Here is a 15,866-nt window from a genome sequence, read left to right as displayed (position 1 = left end):
TAGGAGACTCACCATGACCAAGCGCATCGATTTTCAGGTCGACCCGACCGCCTACAGGCACTGGAAGGTCTCGTTTGACGGTCCCGTCGCTTGGCTGACCATGGACGTGGACGAGAATGGCGGGCTGTTCGACGGCTACCAGCTGAAGATGAACTCCTACGATCTGGGGGTCGATATCGAGCTGGCCGACGTGGTGCAGCGCATGCGCTTTGAACACCCCGAGGTGAAGGTCGTGGTGATGCAATCCGGCAAGGACCGGATCTTCTGCGCAGGCGCGAATATCCGCATGCTGGGCGGTGCGGCCCACAGCCACAAGGTCAACTTCTGCAAATTCACCAACGAGACGCGCAACACCTTCGAGGCTGCCGAAGCGGACAGCGGCCAGAAATACATCGCGGCGGTCAAGGGGGCCTGCGCGGGCGGTGGCTATGAACTGGCGCTGGCCTGCAACCACATCATGCTGACGGACGATTCCTCGTCCTCGGTGTCGCTGCCCGAGGTGCCTTTGCTGGCGGTGTTGCCCGGCACTGGCGGGCTGACCCGCGTGACTGATAAACGCAAGGTGCGCCGCGACCGCGCCGATGTGTTCTGCTCGACCGAAGAGGGCGTGCGCGGCAAGCGCGCCAAGGAGTGGAAGCTGGTCGACGAGGTCATCCCGAACTCGAAATTCGACGCGACCGTGGTGGAGCGCGCGCAGGAATTCGCGGCGGCGTCGACCAAGCCGGACGTGGCCGAGGGGATCACGCTGACCCCGCTCGACCGCACCTTCCACGAGGACGGCTCGGTCACCTATTCGACCGTCGAGGTGCAGGCCGACCGCGCCGGGCGCACGGTAACGATCACGCTGAAAGGCCCCGAAGAGGCCGCGCCCGACGATATGGAGGCCTTCACCGCGCAAGGCGCGCAGGCCTACATGCTGCGGCTGGCGCGCGAACTCGACGATGCGATCCTGCATCTGCGCCTGAACGAGAAAGAGCTGGGGCTGATGGTCTTCAAGACCCAAGGCGACCCGGAGGCGTTCGCGGCGCATGAGCAACTTCTGCTGGATAATGCCGAACACTGGCTGGCGAATGAAGTGCTGCAATACTGGAAGCGCGTGTTGAAGCGGGTCGATGTGACCTCGCGCTCGATGGTGGCGCTGGTCGAGCATGGGTCGTGCTTTACGGGTGTGCTGGCGGAGCTGCTGTTCGCCGTGGACCGCAGCTATATGATGGAGGACGAGTTCGAGGGCGACAATCGCCCGATTGCCACCATCACTCTGACCGGTGCGAATTTCGGGCCGATGCCTATGGGCAACGGGCTGACGCGGCTGCAGACGCGGTTCCTGGATGACGATGCGGCGCTGGCGGCATGCGCGGCGGTGAAGGGCGAGGCGCTGGAGGCGGCCGAGGCCGATGAGGCGGGGCTTGTGACCATGATCCTCGACGACATCGATTGGGAGGACGAGATCCGGATTTTTCTGGAAGAGCGCGCAAGCTTCAGCCCCGATGCGATGACCGCGATGGAGGCGAACCTGCGCTTTGCCGGTCCCGAGACGATGGAAACGCGGATTTTCGGGCGTCTGACGGCCTGGCAGAACTGGATTTTCAACCGTCCCAACGCGGTGGGTGAGACGGGCGCACTGCAGCGCTATGGCAGCGGTGTGCGCGGCGAATACAACATGGAACGTGTGTAACCAAGGGGCGCAAGCCGCTTCGAAGCGGCTTGTCAACGGCCTTCGAAGGCCGTTGCCCGGCAAGGAGGAAAGACAATGCTCGACCTGATCAATGTCAGCTATGACACGCAGATCCCCAACAATGTGGGCCTGTCCTCGGACAAGAAGGTGCTCAAGGCGCTCGAACGCTGGCACCCGGGCTATATCAACTGGTGGAACGACCTGATCCCCCAGAACTTTCAGGAAAGCATGGTCTACCTGCGCACCGCCGTCAGCGTCGACCCCAAGGGCTGGGCAAAATTCGACTACGTGAAAATGCCGGAATACCGCTGGGGCGTCCTTCTGGCCCCTCAGGTCGAGGACCGGCGCATCCCCTGCGGCGAGCATGCGGGCGAATTGGCTTGGCAAGAGGTCCCCGGCGAATACCGCAACATGCTCAAGCGCCTGATCGTCATCCAGGGCGACACCGAGCCGGGCTCGGTCGAGCAGCAGCGCTTCCTCGGCCTGACCGCGCCCAGCCTCTATGACATGCGCAACCTCTTTCAGGTCAATGTCGAGGAGGGCCGTCACCTCTGGGCGATGGTCTACCTGCTGTTCAAATACTTCGGCAAGGATGGCCGCGAAGAGGCCGATGACCTGCTGCGCCGCTCGTCCGGCTCCGAAGAAGCCCCGCGCATGCTGGGCGCCTTCAACGAGGAAACGCCGGACTGGCTGTCCTTCTTCATGTTCACCTATTTCACCGACCGCGACGGCAAGATGCAGCTCGAAAGCCTTGCGCAATCCGGCTTCGATCCGCTGTCGCGCACCTGCCGCTTCATGCTGACCGAGGAAGCGCATCACATGTTCGTCGGCGAAACCGGCGTGGGCCGCACCATTCAGGCCACCGTCGACGCCATGAACAAGGCCGGCATCACCGACCCCTATGACACGGACAAGATCCGCAACATGGGTGTCATCGACCTGCCGACCATCCAGAAGAAGCTGAACCTGCACTACACCCTGTCGCTCGACCTGTTCGGGCAGGAGGTGTCCACCAACGCCGCCAATGCCTTCAACGCAGGGATCAAGGGTCGCTACATGGAGACCCGCATTCAGGACGATCACCGCCTTCAGAACGACACCTACAAGGTGCTCGACATCGAAAACGGCGTGCTGATCGAACGCGAAGTGCCTGCGTTGACCGCCATCAACATGCGCCTGCGCGACGACTATGTGCGTGACGCTGCCGGGGGCGTTGGCCGCTGGAACAAGATCATCGAAAAGGCCGGGATCGAATTCGAACTGAAGCTGCCGCATCAGGCCTTCAACCGCAAGATCGGTGTGTTTGCGGGCAAGAACTTCGACCCCGATGGGAACCTCGTGTCGGGTGAAGACTATGACAAGGGCATCACCCAATGGCTGCCGACCCATGCGGATGGCGACTTCATCACCTCGCTGATGAAGCCCTGCTTCGAGCCCGGCAAATACGCCTCGTGGATTGCCGCGCCGAAAGTCGGCATCGACAACAAGCCCGGCGATTTCGAATACGTCAAACTGCACATGGCGTGACGCGGAAGCGAATTTCCAAGGAAATTCGCCCAAATTGATCCAGCGCAAGGCGCCTTCATGGCGCCTCGCGCAGACAGATCGGACCTCCGTCGCGAACAGGGAGAGACCAGATGCAATCCGACCGCAAGATCGGCCACGCGCCGCGCACTCAGGCCATAGGCCGGGAACTGACAACGATCCAGGGGCCGTGCATCGGCTGCAAGGGCTGTCAGGGCATCTGCGCCACCCTGATCGAGGCCATGTCCGTCCCCGACATCATCCTCGGCCGCGACGCCTGAGATTTGCCGCAAGGCCAACCAGACAGAACCGGGCCGGTCCAAAGGCCCCGGGAGGGACCCCATGACCAAGCCGATCAAGCAACATCTGATCGACCCGGAAATCTGCATCCGCTGCTACACCTGCGAGATGACCTGCCCGATCGAGGCGATCACCCACAATGACGACAATGTCGTGGTGGACGCGGACAAGTGCAATTTCTGCATGGATTGCATCCCGGTCTGCCCCACCGGGTCGATCGACGAATGGCGCGTGGTGTCCGAGCCCTACAGCCTCGACGAACAATTCGCATGGGACGAACTGCCCGAGCAGCAGGACCTCGGCAGCTCCGAGGCCGAAACCGGGCTCGAGGCGTTGGACGAAGCCATGGCGCACCTGCTGGCCGAGGCCCATGCCGGGGCAGGCGGCAAGGCCAAGGCGCCTGCCAGCGCCGCGAAACCCTCGATCAACCTCTATACGCTGGGCAAACCTGCCACGGCCAAGGTGCAGGGAAATTACCGCCTGACCGATGACCCCGAACATGACGTGCGCCACATCATCCTCGATTTCGGCGGCCTGCCCATGCCCGTCCTCGAAGGGCAATCCATCGGCATCATCCCCCCCGGCACCGACGCAAACGGCCAGCCGCATCTGCCACGGCTCTACTCGATCTCATCCCCCCGCGACGGCGAGCGCCCGAATTACAACAACCTGTCGCTGACCGTGAAACGCGAGGCGCAGGGGCTGTGCTCCAACTATGTCTGCGACCTGAAACCGGGTGACGAGGTGCAGATCACCGGCCCCTTCGGCGCGACCTTCCTGATCCCCGACGACCCCGACGCGCGCCTGCTGATGATCTGCACTGGCACCGGCTCTGCGCCGATGCGCGCCTTCACCATGCGGCGTCAGCGCAGTGTCGGCGGCAAATCCGGCGGCATGACCATGTTCTTCGGCGCGCGTGGCGAAAAGCAACTGCCTTATTTCGGCCCGCTGAAAAAGGTGCCCAAGGACCTGCTCGACCAGAATCTCGTCTACTCGCGCGAGGGGGCGCAACACTACGTTCAGGACGCCATGCGCGACGAGGAAGACAAGGTCGCCGATCTGCTCGCGGATCCCAAGACCCATATCTACATCTGCGGGTTGCGCGGCATGGAGGAAGGCGTCGAACTGGCCTTCACCAACATCGCCGAAAGCATCGGTTTGCAATGGACCGCCCTGCGCGACACCATGCGCGACGAGGGCCGCTACCACGTCGAAACCTACTGACGCAAAGGTCTTCTTTGGTCCACAAATACCTCGGGGTCCGGGGCAGAGCCCCGGCCCGCCGTTGCAAACAGGCGCTGCCATATGACCGATACCTACACCCATGAAATCCGCGTCACCTGGGGCGATTGCGACCCGGCGCAGATCGTCTACACCGCGCGTATCCCGTGGTTCGCGCTCGATGCCATCAACGCGTGGTGGCAGGATACGCTCGGCGATGGCTGGTTCCAGATGGAACTGGACCGCAATATCGGTACGCCCTTCGTGTCCATGGCGCTGGACTTTCTCCACCCCATCACCCCGCGCCACCGCCTGATCTGCGAAGTCTACCCGACCCGGCTGGGCCAGACCTCGATTTCCTTCGCGGTGAACGGGCGGCAGGACGGGGTGCTGTGCTTCGAGGGGCGCTTCACCAATGTCTTCGTCGATCCCAAGGCGTTCAAAAAGACGATCCCGCCCGAGGACATCCGCTCCCATGTGCAAAAATACCTGCGCGCCGAAGGGACCTAGCACGATATCGCGTCTCGTCGGTTGCGCCGCCCGCCTGTTCCGCTATTCTTGTGCATTATAATTCACATCACGCAGGGCATGCCCGACCATGGCAGAAATCACCTCTTTCAGCGGCAAGGCCACCAAGGCCGATGGCGCTTCGCTGATCGACACGGAGGTGGCGGCGCTGATGGCGCGGGTGGGGGAGCGCGTCCGTCATGCGCGCGAGCGGCGCAATATCCCGCGGCGGGTCCTGTCGGAGATGTCCGGCGTCTCGCCCCGGTATCTGGCGCAGCTGGAATCCGGTGAAGGCAACATTTCGATCGGGCTTTTGATGCGCGTGGCCATGGCGCTCGATTTCCGCATCGAATGGCTGGTCGGCGAAGAAGACCCGTGGTCATCGGACCTGATCCGCCTCGCGCAGGCCTTTCGGATCGCAGACAGCGCCCGACAAAAGCAGGCGCTGGACCTGCTGACCGCCGGACCCGACCGCGCCAGCCGGGCAGGGCGCATCTGCCTGATCGGCCTGCGCGGCGCGGGCAAATCGACCCTCGGGCGGATGATCGGCGACCGTCTGGACTTGCCCTTTGTCGAACTGAACCGTGAAATCGAACTGGCCGGGGGGATGCCGGTGGACGAGATCATGGCACTGTACGGTCAAGAGGGCTATCGCAAGCTCGAAGCCGACGCGCTCGACCGGGTGATTGCAACCCATGATCGGATGATCCTTGCCGTGGCGGGAGGGATCGTCGCGGAACCTACGACCTTCAACCGGCTGCTGGGGCATTTCCACACGATCTGGGTGCAGGCCAGCGCGGGCGAACACATGGACCGTGTCCGCGCCCAAGGCGACACTCGCCCGATGGAAGGCAACCCCGAAGCGATGGCCCAGCTCAAGGCCATCCTGCGGGCGCGCGAGGCGCTGTACGCGCGGGCGCATGCGCAATACGACACATCGGGTGAGACCGTGCAGGACAGTCTCGAAAACATGCTCGAACTGATCGAAAATCAGGGCTTTCTGACCTGAAACGCCCGTAATCATACATCAAGGGACAGGGAATGACTGTACAGACCCGCCGTGACGGCGCAGCATTGATCGTCGAACTGGACAACCCGCCGGTGAACGCCATCGGCCAGCCGATGCGCGCCGGGCTGAACGACGTTCTGGACAGCCTACCGATCGAGGGCGTGACCCGCGTGATCCTGACCGGGCGGGGCCGGGCCTTTGCCGCCGGGGGGGATGCGCGCGAATTCGACGGGCCCGCGCTGGAGCCGCATCTGAACGAAGTCATCAACCGGATCGAGACATGTGACACGCCGTGGATCGCTGCGATCAACGGCATTGCGCTGGGGGGCGGGCTGGAACTCGCACTGGCCTGCCGCTACCGCATCGCCACGCCGAACACCCAGTTGGGGCTGCCGGAAATCGGCCTTGGGATCGTGCCGGGCTCGGGCGGGACGCAGCGCCTGCCGCGCCTGCTTGGGCAGGCCCGCGCGCTGGAGTTGATCCCGACCGCCAAAGCCATTCCCTCGGAAGAGGCGGAGAAGATCGGCCTGATCGACGGCATCGCCGATGATCCGGTCATGGTGGCGCTGCACCTCGACGAAGGATCGGTGACCTTGGCGCCGCGCATCTGCGATCTGCCCGCCCCGGAGGCGGCACCCGAGGCCGTCATGGCCGCCCGCGCGCTGGCAGAGAAGAAGCTGCCGCACCAGATCGCGCCGCAGCGGGCCATAGACCTGATCGAAGCGACCGCCAGCCGGTCCTTTGCCGACGGGTTGGCGGAGGAGCGCGAGACCTTTCTGACTTTGCGCAAGGGCGATCAGGCGCGCGCCTTGCGCCATGTATTCTTTGCCGAACGGGCTGCGAAGGCCCCTGACGGCCTGACCGCGGACCCCGTTCCGCTGGACCGGGTGGCCGTGGTCGGCGGCGGCACGATGGGGGCAAGCATCGCCTACGCGTTGCTGAACGCGGGGCTGACCGTGACGCTTCTGGAAAGCGATGCGGCGGGCGCCACCCGGGCGCGCGACAACGTGGAAAAGATCATCGGTGCCAGCCTGAAGCGCGGGCTGATCGATACTGACCGCGCGGAAGATCACCGCGCCCGGATCACCTTTTCACCCGATTACGCGCAGGCCGCCGGGGCGGGGCTGGCGATCGAGGCCGCCTTTGAAAGCATGGAGGTCAAGCAACAGGTCTTTGCCAAGCTGCAAGCCGCGCTGGGGCCGGAGGCGATCCTCGCCTCCAACACCTCGTATCTGGACCTCGACGCGATCGCGCAGACGGTGGACGACCCGTCCCGCGTGGTGGGCCTGCACTTCTTTGCGCCCGCGCATATCATGAAGCTGTTGGAAATCGTGCAGTGTGAGGCGACGTCGGACGCGGCGCTGGCAACGGGCTTTACCCTCGCGAAGCGGCTGCGCAAGATCCCGGTGCTGGCCGGGGTATGCGACGGGTTCATCGGCAACCGCATCCTCGCGCGGTATCGCGAGGCGGCGGATACGGTCTTTATGGATGGGTCGACCCCGTGGGAGGTCGACGAGGCGATGGTCGATTTCGGCTATGCCATGGGCCCGTACGAGGCGCAGGACCTGTCGGGGCTGGACATCGCCCATGCCAATCGTCGCAGGCAGGATGCCACCCGCGACCCGAACCGGCGCTACATCCCCATCGCCGACCGCATGGTCGAGCTGGGCAAGCTGGGACGCAAGACCGGCGCGGGCTGGTATCGCTACCCGGGGGGCGGCGGCAAGGTCGAGGACCCGATCGTCGCCGATCTTGCTCTGGAAGAGGCGCATTTCGCCGGGCGCACCCGGACCGAGTACGACGCGGACGAAATCCGCACGCGGTTGCTGGCCGCGATGATCAACGAGGCCTGCGACATCCTCGCAGAGGGGATCGCGCGCAGCGCCCGCGACATCGATCTCGTGACGGTCTTTGGCTATGGCTTCCCGCGCTGGCGCGGTGGCCTGATGCATTACGCCGATACATGGGGCGCCGAGAAGGTGCTGGCCGAATTGCGGCGGCTCGAGGCCGAGGATCCGTTGGTCTGGAAGCCTTCGGCGCTCTTGGTCGAGGCGGTGGAAACGGGCGCGACGCTGGCCGAGATGCGGTGACCGGGGCAGGGGCTTTGCCCTCCCGGCGCTTGCGCGCCTCCCCCCACGGTATTTGACGCCAGAAGAAACCCGGGGTCAGTTCAGGTCTTCGAGCAGACGGCCGTGGCGGCGGGTTTCGGTCAGCACCGCGCCAAAGGTGGTCAGGCCGCGGCCTTCGAGCATGGGCAGCATCTTGACCAGCACCTCGGCGGTGGCCACCGCGTCCCCCAGCGCGGTGTGGCGCAACTCGGGCGGGATCGTCACGTCGAGCCGGTCGCAGAGCGCATCCAGCGTGTGGATCTGGGATGCGCCGAACAAAACCGCCGACAGAAGGACCGTGTCGAGGATCGGGTGATCCCAGTCGACCCCGATGCGTGCCTTGTGGCGGTGCAGAAAGGCCATGTCGAACGGGGCGTTATGCGCCACGATCACCGAGCCGCGCGCGAATTTGTGGAACAGGCGCCCGGCCTCGGCAATGTCGGGCTGGCCTGCGACCATGGCATCGGTGACGTGATGGACCTTGGTCGAGGCGGCCGGGATCGGGCGTCCGGGATCGACCAGCTGATCGATGCGTTCGCCGGGCACGATGCGGCCATTGACGATCCGCACCGCGCCGATCTGGACGATCTCGTCCTTGTGCGGCAGCAGGCCGGTGGTTTCGGTGTCGAAGACCGCATAGGTCAGGTGCCGCAGCGGCGTGTCTTCGAGGGTTTCGCCGACCTGTTGATTGAGCAGGTCGAAGTCATAGACCAGCGGGCGCGCCGCCTCGGGCGCGATGTCGAGATGGGCGGCGTCTATGATCAGCATGTAGCCGCCGCCCTCCATCGGTTTCATGCGCGCGTCATAACTTTGCTGGCCGTCATGGCCCCGCGCGATGAAGCTGACTTCCTTGCCGGATTTGTGCATGCGCGCCTTGGCGGAGGTCAGGTCCTTTGCGTCGAAATAGTCGGTCAGCGCCGCATTCAGCCGGGCGACACCCTGTTGCGAGAGCACCTCGGCAGCCTGCCCGTCGTAGAGGACGATCTGGTCCTTGGCCGAGACCAGAACCATCGCCACGGGAATTTCCGTCAAGAGCGCGGTCAGCCGCGCCTTTTCCCCGGCGAGACGCTCGGTTTCGGCGGCGATGCGCTCGGCGGTGGACAGCGCCGTCTGGCTGAGGGCATTGCTGACGGCGGAGGCGGCCGGGGCGAGATCGCCGAGGTAGCGGGCGGCGCTGGTATCGACCTCCGCACCGCTGCCCGCATGTGCCTTGGCGCGCAGCTGCGCCGACAGGGCCTCGATCGGTTTGGCGACGTTCTCGTCGAAGAGCAGCCAGACACCGATGGTCAGAGCCAGCAGCCCGAATGTGGCGACGATCGCGGCAAGGATGAAGCCATCGGCGACAGAGCTGTCAGCGACGCGCCCATGCCCGAACCACAGGGCGCCCAGCACCAGCGCGACGCCGCCCAGACCCAAAAGGCTGAAGAACAGGAAGATCCGCAAACGCAGGCCGAGCTTTTCCATCGGCTAGCCCTCGCACAGCGTCGCGACGATCGGCAAGCCGGGGCCGTCCTGACGCCATGTCGGGTCGGTGCCTTCGGGCACCGCCTCGGCCCAGACGCGCGCTGTGCAGTCCACCATGACGACGCGGCCTTCCGGCTTGGCCCAGCGGGCCTGCTGGACGACCTGCGCGAGGACGCGCTCGGGCGCCGCCGCATTGGTCAGCCGTGTCGACGTGTTGAGTGCCCAGAAGCGGTTGGTGACCGGGATCACGTAGCTCCAGGGGCGCCATGGGGCACCGCCGGCTTCGCTGTGCAGGATGACCGTGCCCTTGGGCAGGCTCGCGCGTGTGCGCTCGAACCACGAATATTCCAGCGATACGGTGGCAATGAGCATCGCGGCACCCGCGCCCACGGGCACGAGCCAACGCGGCAATCGCCCGCCCGACAGCTTTGCCGCCCCAAGCATGACGCCTGCACCGACGAACCCCGCGACGAACACCGCGATCAATTCAAGAAACATGTCTCTCCCATCCCAACCTGCTCCACGCAAATCTCTTCGAAGAGATTTTGCAATTTCCTTCGAAGGAAATTGGCCCCCGGTCACACCGGAAACCCGGCCCGGAAACGTTGCTCCTCCCTTTCAGCCTGCGCCGACCAAGGCTGTTCGAACAGCCTTGCAAATTCCTTCGAAGGAATTTGCCCGTCAGCCCAGAGCCCCCTTTCCATGTCCCAGTGCCGATTGCAGCGATTTCACCACGACGAAGGCGTCGCGCAAATGACTTCGCTCAAAGTCGGACAGCACTGATGGCGCCAGATAGTTGTCGGGCCGCCCGCCGGTCTTGATCTGTCGGGCCTGATGTTCGAGCCGCGTCTCGGCGATCAGGTCATAGGCGTCCAGCAAATCCTGCCCACCGGTCTTTGACAGCACCCCCGCTGTGCGCGCGGCCTCCAGCCGCGCCCGCGTATTGGCCTCGGGCAACTGCCCTTGCAGGGCATAGACCCGCCCCAGATCGACCACCGGCACAACACCGTTATGCTTCAGGTCCACGGTGTTCTTGTGCTCGCCCGAGCGGATCGTGGCGAAGCCGCGCAGCAGGCCCAGCGGCGGCGTGTGCTTCAGCGCATTCGAGACCATATGCGCCACGAAGATCGAGTTCCTCGCTGCCCGCGCCAGCGTCGCGGTTTGCAAGTCTTCGAACAGGCGCTCATCGCCACCAATGGGCCGCAGGTCGAACATGACCGAGGCCAGCATCTGCGCCTCGGGCGAGGGCTTGGCGATCCAGCCGTCGAAATAGCCGCGCCAGACGCGCAGCGGCTGACACCAACGCGGATTGGTCGCCATCATGTCGCCGGGGCAGTAGACGTAGCCGCACCGATCCAGCCCGTCACAAACGAACTTTGCCAGTTGCGCGAAATAGGCCATGTCGGCCTCGGTCGCGTCGTCCGACAGGATCAGGCAATTGTCCTGATCCGAAACGCCGGTCTGTTCCTGCCGTCCCTGACTGCCGCAGGCGAGCCAGAGATAGGGCACGGGCGCGGGGCCCAGTTTCTGCTCTGCCAGTGTCAGCAAGCGTCGGGTTGCGGTGTCGGCGATGTCGGTGATCAGCCGGGTGACGACCTCGTGCCGGTTGCCGCCGGCAACCAGTTGCACCAGCAGGTCGGGGATGCGGGCCGTGACCTTGGCCATCGCCTCGGCATCTGCGGCATGGGCGATTTCCGACACCAGCTCGGCCGAGGTCATCGCCTGAAAGCGGGTCAGGTCGGTCTGCGTCACCATGCCGACCAAACGGCCCGCTTCGCAGACCGGCACGTGGCCGATGCGGCGTTCCATCATCATGTGCAGCACGTCGGACCCGATGGCCGAGGGCGCCAGTGACACCGGGTCCGGCGTCATCACATCCGCCACCGGCGTGTCATAGGGCAGGGCGCGGGCCACGACCTTGCCCGACAGGTCGCGGATCGTGGCGATGCCCTTGAGCATGTCACCCTCGGTGATGCAGATCGACGAGACGTGTGTCTCTGCCATCATCTGCGCCGCCTGCTGCACCGTATCGCCGGGCGCGCAGGTCAGGGGGGTGCGGGCCATCAAGGTCTCGACACGGCTGGTGGCCAGATCCTGCCGCTTGGGTCGCGGCGCGCGCTGGCGGTCAAAGAATTTCTTCGCCGCCGGTTGGGTTTCCACCAGTCGCAGGAAATCCGCCTTGGGCAGGACCAGCAATTGCGTATCCGCCGCCGTCCGTGCCGAGGTCACGGCCAGCCCGTCGCGGGTCAGGCCGCGTTCGCCGAACGAATTGCGCGGTCCCAGGGCGGAAATCTGCGCGCCGTTCACGTCGCGCACTTCGACCGCGCCTGCGCGGATCAGGTACAGCCCTTCGAGTTCCTCGCCATAGGCATAGACCGGCTCGCCCGCCGCCATCGCGCGGGGGCGGAAGGCGGGCAGCAGGTCGTCCAGCACTTCGGGGGCCAGCGCGTCATAGGGGTGCACCGCCATCAGGAAGCGCCGCAATTCGTCGCGCTCAGTCGGCATCCGAAGTCTCCCCGGGCAGCACGGTGTAGCGGGTGGTGACGAGGCCAGACGGGAAGGCATGGACCTCTTCCAGCTTCAGGTCCACGTCGCGGTCCAGCGCACCGAACAGGCGGCGGCCATGGCCCAGAAGGATCGGCACGGTGGTGACGGTCATCTCGCGGATCAGGTCGGCGCGCATGAAGCTTTGGATCACCGAACCACCGTCCACGTACACATTGTTCCAGCCCTCTTCCTTCAACGCCTGCATCAGGCGAAAGGGGCGGGCGCGGGTCAGGCGGACCTTGTCGGCCAGCCGGTCGGGGATCGCTTCGGGCGGCAGCGACTGGCTCAGGACCACGACGGGTTTCTCATAGGGCCAGATCTCGAAATTCTTGACCTGTTTGAAGGTGTTCGAGCCCATGACGATGCCGTCCATGCCCTCGACAAATTCGCCATAGCCGTGTTCCTCGCCTTCGACGGGCTGCTTTTCCAGCCAGTCCAGCTCGTGATCCGAACGGGCGATGAAGCCATCCAGACTTTGGGCGATGAAGACGTGTCCGCGCACCATGTTCCGGGCCTTTCCCTAAAGAAAACTCCCGTCCGGCATACGCCGAACGGGAGCCTTGTGCAAAGGGGGCAGGGGGTATTCCTGCCCCATCCGATCTTAGTGACCGTCGACTGCGGCACCGGCACCACGCGGGATGCGGACGCTTTCGACAAGCTCTTCGATTTCGCGCGGGATCGGCGCGGTCATCTTCGACACGGTGAAGGCCACGGCAAAGTTGATCATCGCACCGACAGCGCCGAACGAGGTCGACTTGATGGTGCCCAGCAGCGGGTCCGCATCCGTGAAGGAGTTGGTGCCCGGAACAAAGAACCAGCCCTTGTGCAGGAAGATGTAGACCAGCGTGACGATCAGACCGGCCAGCATGCCTGCCACGGCGCCCTTGTTGTTCACCTTGGTAAAGATGCCCATCATGAGAACCGGGAAGATCGACGCGGCGGCCAGACCAAAGGCCAGCGCCACGGTCTGCGCGGCAAAGCCCGGAGGGTTGAGGCCAAGGTAGGTCGCAACCGCGATGGCCACGGCCATTGCGATCCGGGCCGACATCAGCTCGTTCTTCTCGGACATGTCCGGGGTCAGTTGACCCTTGAGCAGGTCGTGGGACACGGCCGACGAGATCGCCAGCAGCAGACCCGCCGCTGTCGACAGGGCAGCCGCAAGACCGCCCGCAGCGACCAGACCGATCACCCAACCGGGCAGGTTGGCGATTTCCGGGTTGGCGAGAACAAGGATGTCACGGTTGAAGTTGGTCAACTCGTTTTCCGAGCCCCAGCCAGCCGCTTCCATCATGGCCACGGTGTCGGCGTTCTTGTCGTTGAAATAGGCAATCTTGCCGTCACCGTTCTTGTCTTCCCAGCCCAGCATCGAGGTCTTCTGCCAGGTTTCCATCCAGGCATAGGACGGATCGCTCTCGATGGTCTCGACCGAAACCGGCTCGCCCGACACACCATTCGGCCAGAACTGGTCGGTGATGTTGAAGCGGGCCATGGCACCCACGGCCGGGGCCGTCAGGTACAGCAGCGCGATGAAGACCAGCGCCCAGCCAGCGGACCAACGGGCGTCGGACACCTTGGGCACGGTGAAGAAGCGCATGATCACGTGCGGCAGACCGGCGGTGCCGATCATCAGCGACAGGGTGAAGAGCACCATGTTGAACGTGTCGCCGTTATGGGCGGTGTATTCGCCAAAGCCCAGTTCACGCACGATCTGGTCGAGCTTCATCAGCAGCGGCTCGCCCGAGGACGCCTCGGTGCCGAACAGGCCCAGAGCCGGGACCGGGTTGCCGGTCAGCTGCAGCGAGATGAAGATCGCCGGGATCGTGTAGGCGAGGATCAGCACGCAGTACTGAGCGACCTGCGTGTAGGTCACGCCCTTCATGCCGCCGAACACCGCGTAGGCGAACACGACGACCGCGCCGATCAGCAGGCCGGTGGTGTTGGACACTTCGAGGAAGCGGCCAAAGGCCACGCCCACGCCGGTCATCTGGCCGATCACGTAGGTGACGGAGGCGACGATCAGACAGATCACGGCCACCATGCGGGCGGTCGGGCTGTAGAAACGGTCGCCGATGAACTCGGACACGGTGAACTTGCCGAACTTGCGCAGGTAGGGCGCAAGCAGCAGCGCCAGCAGCACGTAGCCGCCGGTCCAACCCATCAGGTAGGTGGAGTTGTCATAGCCGACGAAGGCAATCAGGCCGGCCATCGAGATGAAGGACGCCGCCGACATCCAGTCGGCTGCGGTCGCCATGCCGTTGGTGACGGGGTGAACGCCGCGACCGGCCGCGTAGAATTCCGACGTGGACCCGGCACGGGCCCAGATCGCGATGCCGATATACAGCGCGAAGGACGCGCCGACGAACAGCAGGTTGATGGTAAACTGATCCATTGTGCTTATTCCTCGTCCACGCCGTATTCTTTATCCAGCTTGTTCATCCGGAACGCGTAGAAGAAGATCAGCGCCAGGAAGACCAGGATCGAACCTTGCTGCGCGACCCAGAAGCCCAGATCCGAGCCACCGATGGTGATGCCGGACAGGGCAGGGCGCAGCAGGATGCCGAAGCCGAACGGTACGATGGCCCAGATGACCAGCGATACCAGGATGATGCGCACATTCGCGGCCCAATAGCCCTTGTCGGCTTCGGCCTGTGCGGCAGGGTTTGTCGTTTGATCCGCCATGTTGCGGGACCTCCTCTTCCTCCGTTGTCCCCGTTGCCGGGGAAGGGTGCACCGCTTACGCGGTGGTCGTTTTCACGATCGCGGCCAGATCGGTCGCGATTGTCTGGATCTCGCCCATGGCATCGATGCGGCTGAGCGCACCGGCACGGGCGTAGTAATCGATCAGCGGCGCTGTCTGGGCGTGATAGGCCTCCAGACGGCTGGCGACGGTTTCGGCATTGTCGTCGGCGCGGCGCTTGAACTCGGTCCCGCCGCACTTGTCGCAGGTGCCCGCCGTCTTCGGCTGCTTGAAGCTGTCGTGATAGCCCTCGCCGCAGCCGCCGCAGGTGGTGCGACCGCTGATGCGCGTCACCATCGCGGCGTCGTCGACATCAAGGCTGATCGCCGCGTTGATCCGCTGGCCGCTTTCCGCCAGCAGCGCATCGAGCGCCTGCGCCTGCACCGTGGTGCGCGGGAAGCCGTCGAGGATCACGCCCTTGGCGCAATCCGGCTCGGCCAGACGGTCGCGCAGGATGGCGATGACGATCTCGTCGCTGACCAGATCGCCCGCTTCCATCACGGCCTTGGCCTGCTTGCCTGCCTCGGTGCCATTGGCGACCGCGGCGCGCAGCAGGTCGCCGGTGGACAGCTGGACCAGCCCGAACTGCTCTTCGAGCATCCGCGCCTGCGTGCCCTTGCCGGCTCCGGGCGGGCCAAGCAGGATCAGGACCGGGGCGATGGTGGTGGTCATTCCGTCCATGGCTCAGGCCCCCCGGTTCATTCTGTTATCGATGAGGTCATCGACGACGGTGGGGTCTGCGAGTGTGGATGTGTCGCCCAATGCGCCGTAGTC

At 64.6% G+C, this 15,866-nt stretch carries 14 protein-coding genes; 7 read left to right on the top strand and 7 right to left on the bottom strand.

The features are described 5' to 3' along the window. Positions 1 to 13: 13 nt before the first annotated feature. The 7 genes from boxC (at position 14) to D8Z78_RS14610 (ending at position 8,326) form a co-directional block, all read left to right on the top strand. Complete coding sequence (gene boxC, locus D8Z78_RS14635; protein ID WP_121631647.1) at positions 14 to 1,675, top strand: 2,3-epoxybenzoyl-CoA dihydrolase; 1,662 nt, start codon at positions 14 to 16, stop codon at positions 1,673 to 1,675. A gap of 75 nt (positions 1,676 to 1,750) precedes the next feature. Next, positions 1,751 to 3,202, top strand: a complete 1,452-nt coding sequence (boxB, locus tag D8Z78_RS14630; protein WP_121631648.1) for a benzoyl-CoA 2,3-epoxidase subunit BoxB — start codon at positions 1,751 to 1,753, stop codon at positions 3,200 to 3,202. A gap of 110 nt (positions 3,203 to 3,312) precedes the next feature. After that, the gene (locus D8Z78_RS24640; protein WP_164932974.1) at positions 3,313 to 3,480 is read left to right on the top strand and encodes a hypothetical protein; all 168 of its coding nucleotides are present in this window, start codon (positions 3,313 to 3,315) and stop codon (positions 3,478 to 3,480) included. A gap of 61 nt (positions 3,481 to 3,541) precedes the next feature. Continuing rightward, positions 3,542 to 4,723 carry a benzoyl-CoA 2,3-epoxidase subunit BoxA gene (gene boxA / locus D8Z78_RS14625; RefSeq protein ID WP_121631649.1) on the top strand — a complete coding sequence of 394 codons (1,182 nt, stop codon included), beginning with the start codon at positions 3,542 to 3,544 and terminating at the stop codon, positions 4,721 to 4,723. 81 nt (positions 4,724 to 4,804) lie between these two features. After that, positions 4,805 to 5,230 (top strand): acyl-CoA thioesterase, encoded by a 426-nt coding sequence (locus tag D8Z78_RS14620; protein WP_121631650.1) that lies wholly within the window; start codon positions 4,805 to 4,807, stop codon positions 5,228 to 5,230. Between the two features lie 88 nt (positions 5,231 to 5,318). Then, positions 5,319 to 6,236 (top strand): helix-turn-helix transcriptional regulator, encoded by a 918-nt coding sequence (locus tag D8Z78_RS14615; RefSeq protein WP_121631651.1) that lies wholly within the window; start codon positions 5,319 to 5,321, stop codon positions 6,234 to 6,236. A gap of 32 nt (positions 6,237 to 6,268) precedes the next feature. Beyond that, positions 6,269 to 8,326: an FAD-dependent oxidoreductase gene (locus tag D8Z78_RS14610; protein ID WP_121631652.1), complete on the top strand. Its 2,058-nt coding sequence runs from the start codon at positions 6,269 to 6,271 to the stop codon at positions 8,324 to 8,326. A 75-nt stretch (positions 8,327 to 8,401) separates the two neighbouring features. On the opposite strand, the gene D8Z78_RS14605 is transcribed toward D8Z78_RS14610, so the two are convergent. The 7 genes from D8Z78_RS14605 to D8Z78_RS14575 form a co-directional block, all read right to left on the bottom strand. Beyond that, positions 8,402 to 9,808: a 3'-5' exonuclease gene (locus D8Z78_RS14605; protein ID WP_121631653.1), complete on the bottom strand. Its 1,407-nt coding sequence runs from the start codon at positions 9,806 to 9,808 to the stop codon at positions 8,402 to 8,404. Between the two features lie 3 nt (positions 9,809 to 9,811). Further along, a complete protein-coding gene (locus D8Z78_RS14600) occupies positions 9,812 to 10,306 on the bottom strand; it encodes a hypothetical protein (RefSeq protein WP_121631654.1) in 495 nt (164 codons plus the stop codon). Positions 10,307 to 10,489: 183 nt separating this feature from the next. Further along, positions 10,490 to 12,313, bottom strand: coding sequence for a DUF294 nucleotidyltransferase-like domain-containing protein (locus D8Z78_RS14595; protein ID WP_121631655.1), 1,824 nt, complete (start codon positions 12,311 to 12,313; stop codon positions 10,490 to 10,492). Next, positions 12,303 to 12,860, bottom strand: coding sequence for a dihydrofolate reductase family protein (locus D8Z78_RS14590; RefSeq protein ID WP_121631656.1), 558 nt, complete (start codon positions 12,858 to 12,860; stop codon positions 12,303 to 12,305). Before D8Z78_RS14590 ends, D8Z78_RS14595 begins: the two co-directional genes overlap by 11 nt. A gap of 96 nt (positions 12,861 to 12,956) precedes the next feature. Then, positions 12,957 to 14,744, bottom strand: coding sequence for a sodium:solute symporter family protein (locus D8Z78_RS14585; RefSeq protein WP_121631657.1), 1,788 nt, complete (start codon positions 14,742 to 14,744; stop codon positions 12,957 to 12,959). Positions 14,745 to 14,749: 5 nt separating this feature from the next. Continuing rightward, on the bottom strand, positions 14,750 to 15,034 hold the full coding sequence (locus D8Z78_RS14580; RefSeq protein WP_121631658.1) for a DUF4212 domain-containing protein: 285 nt from the start codon (positions 15,032 to 15,034) through the stop codon (positions 14,750 to 14,752). A gap of 55 nt (positions 15,035 to 15,089) precedes the next feature. Beyond that, positions 15,090 to 15,773 carry an adenylate kinase gene (locus tag D8Z78_RS14575; protein ID WP_121631659.1) on the bottom strand — a complete coding sequence of 228 codons (684 nt, stop codon included), beginning with the start codon at positions 15,771 to 15,773 and terminating at the stop codon, positions 15,090 to 15,092. Positions 15,774 to 15,866 lie beyond the last annotated feature (93 nt).

Source organism: Tropicibacter alexandrii, from assembly GCF_003667315.2.
Lineage (GTDB): Bacteria > Pseudomonadota > Alphaproteobacteria > Rhodobacterales > Rhodobacteraceae > Tropicibacter > Tropicibacter alexandrii.
Note: the sequence above shows the minus strand (reverse complement) of the source record. Positions and strands in the feature narration are given on the sequence as shown.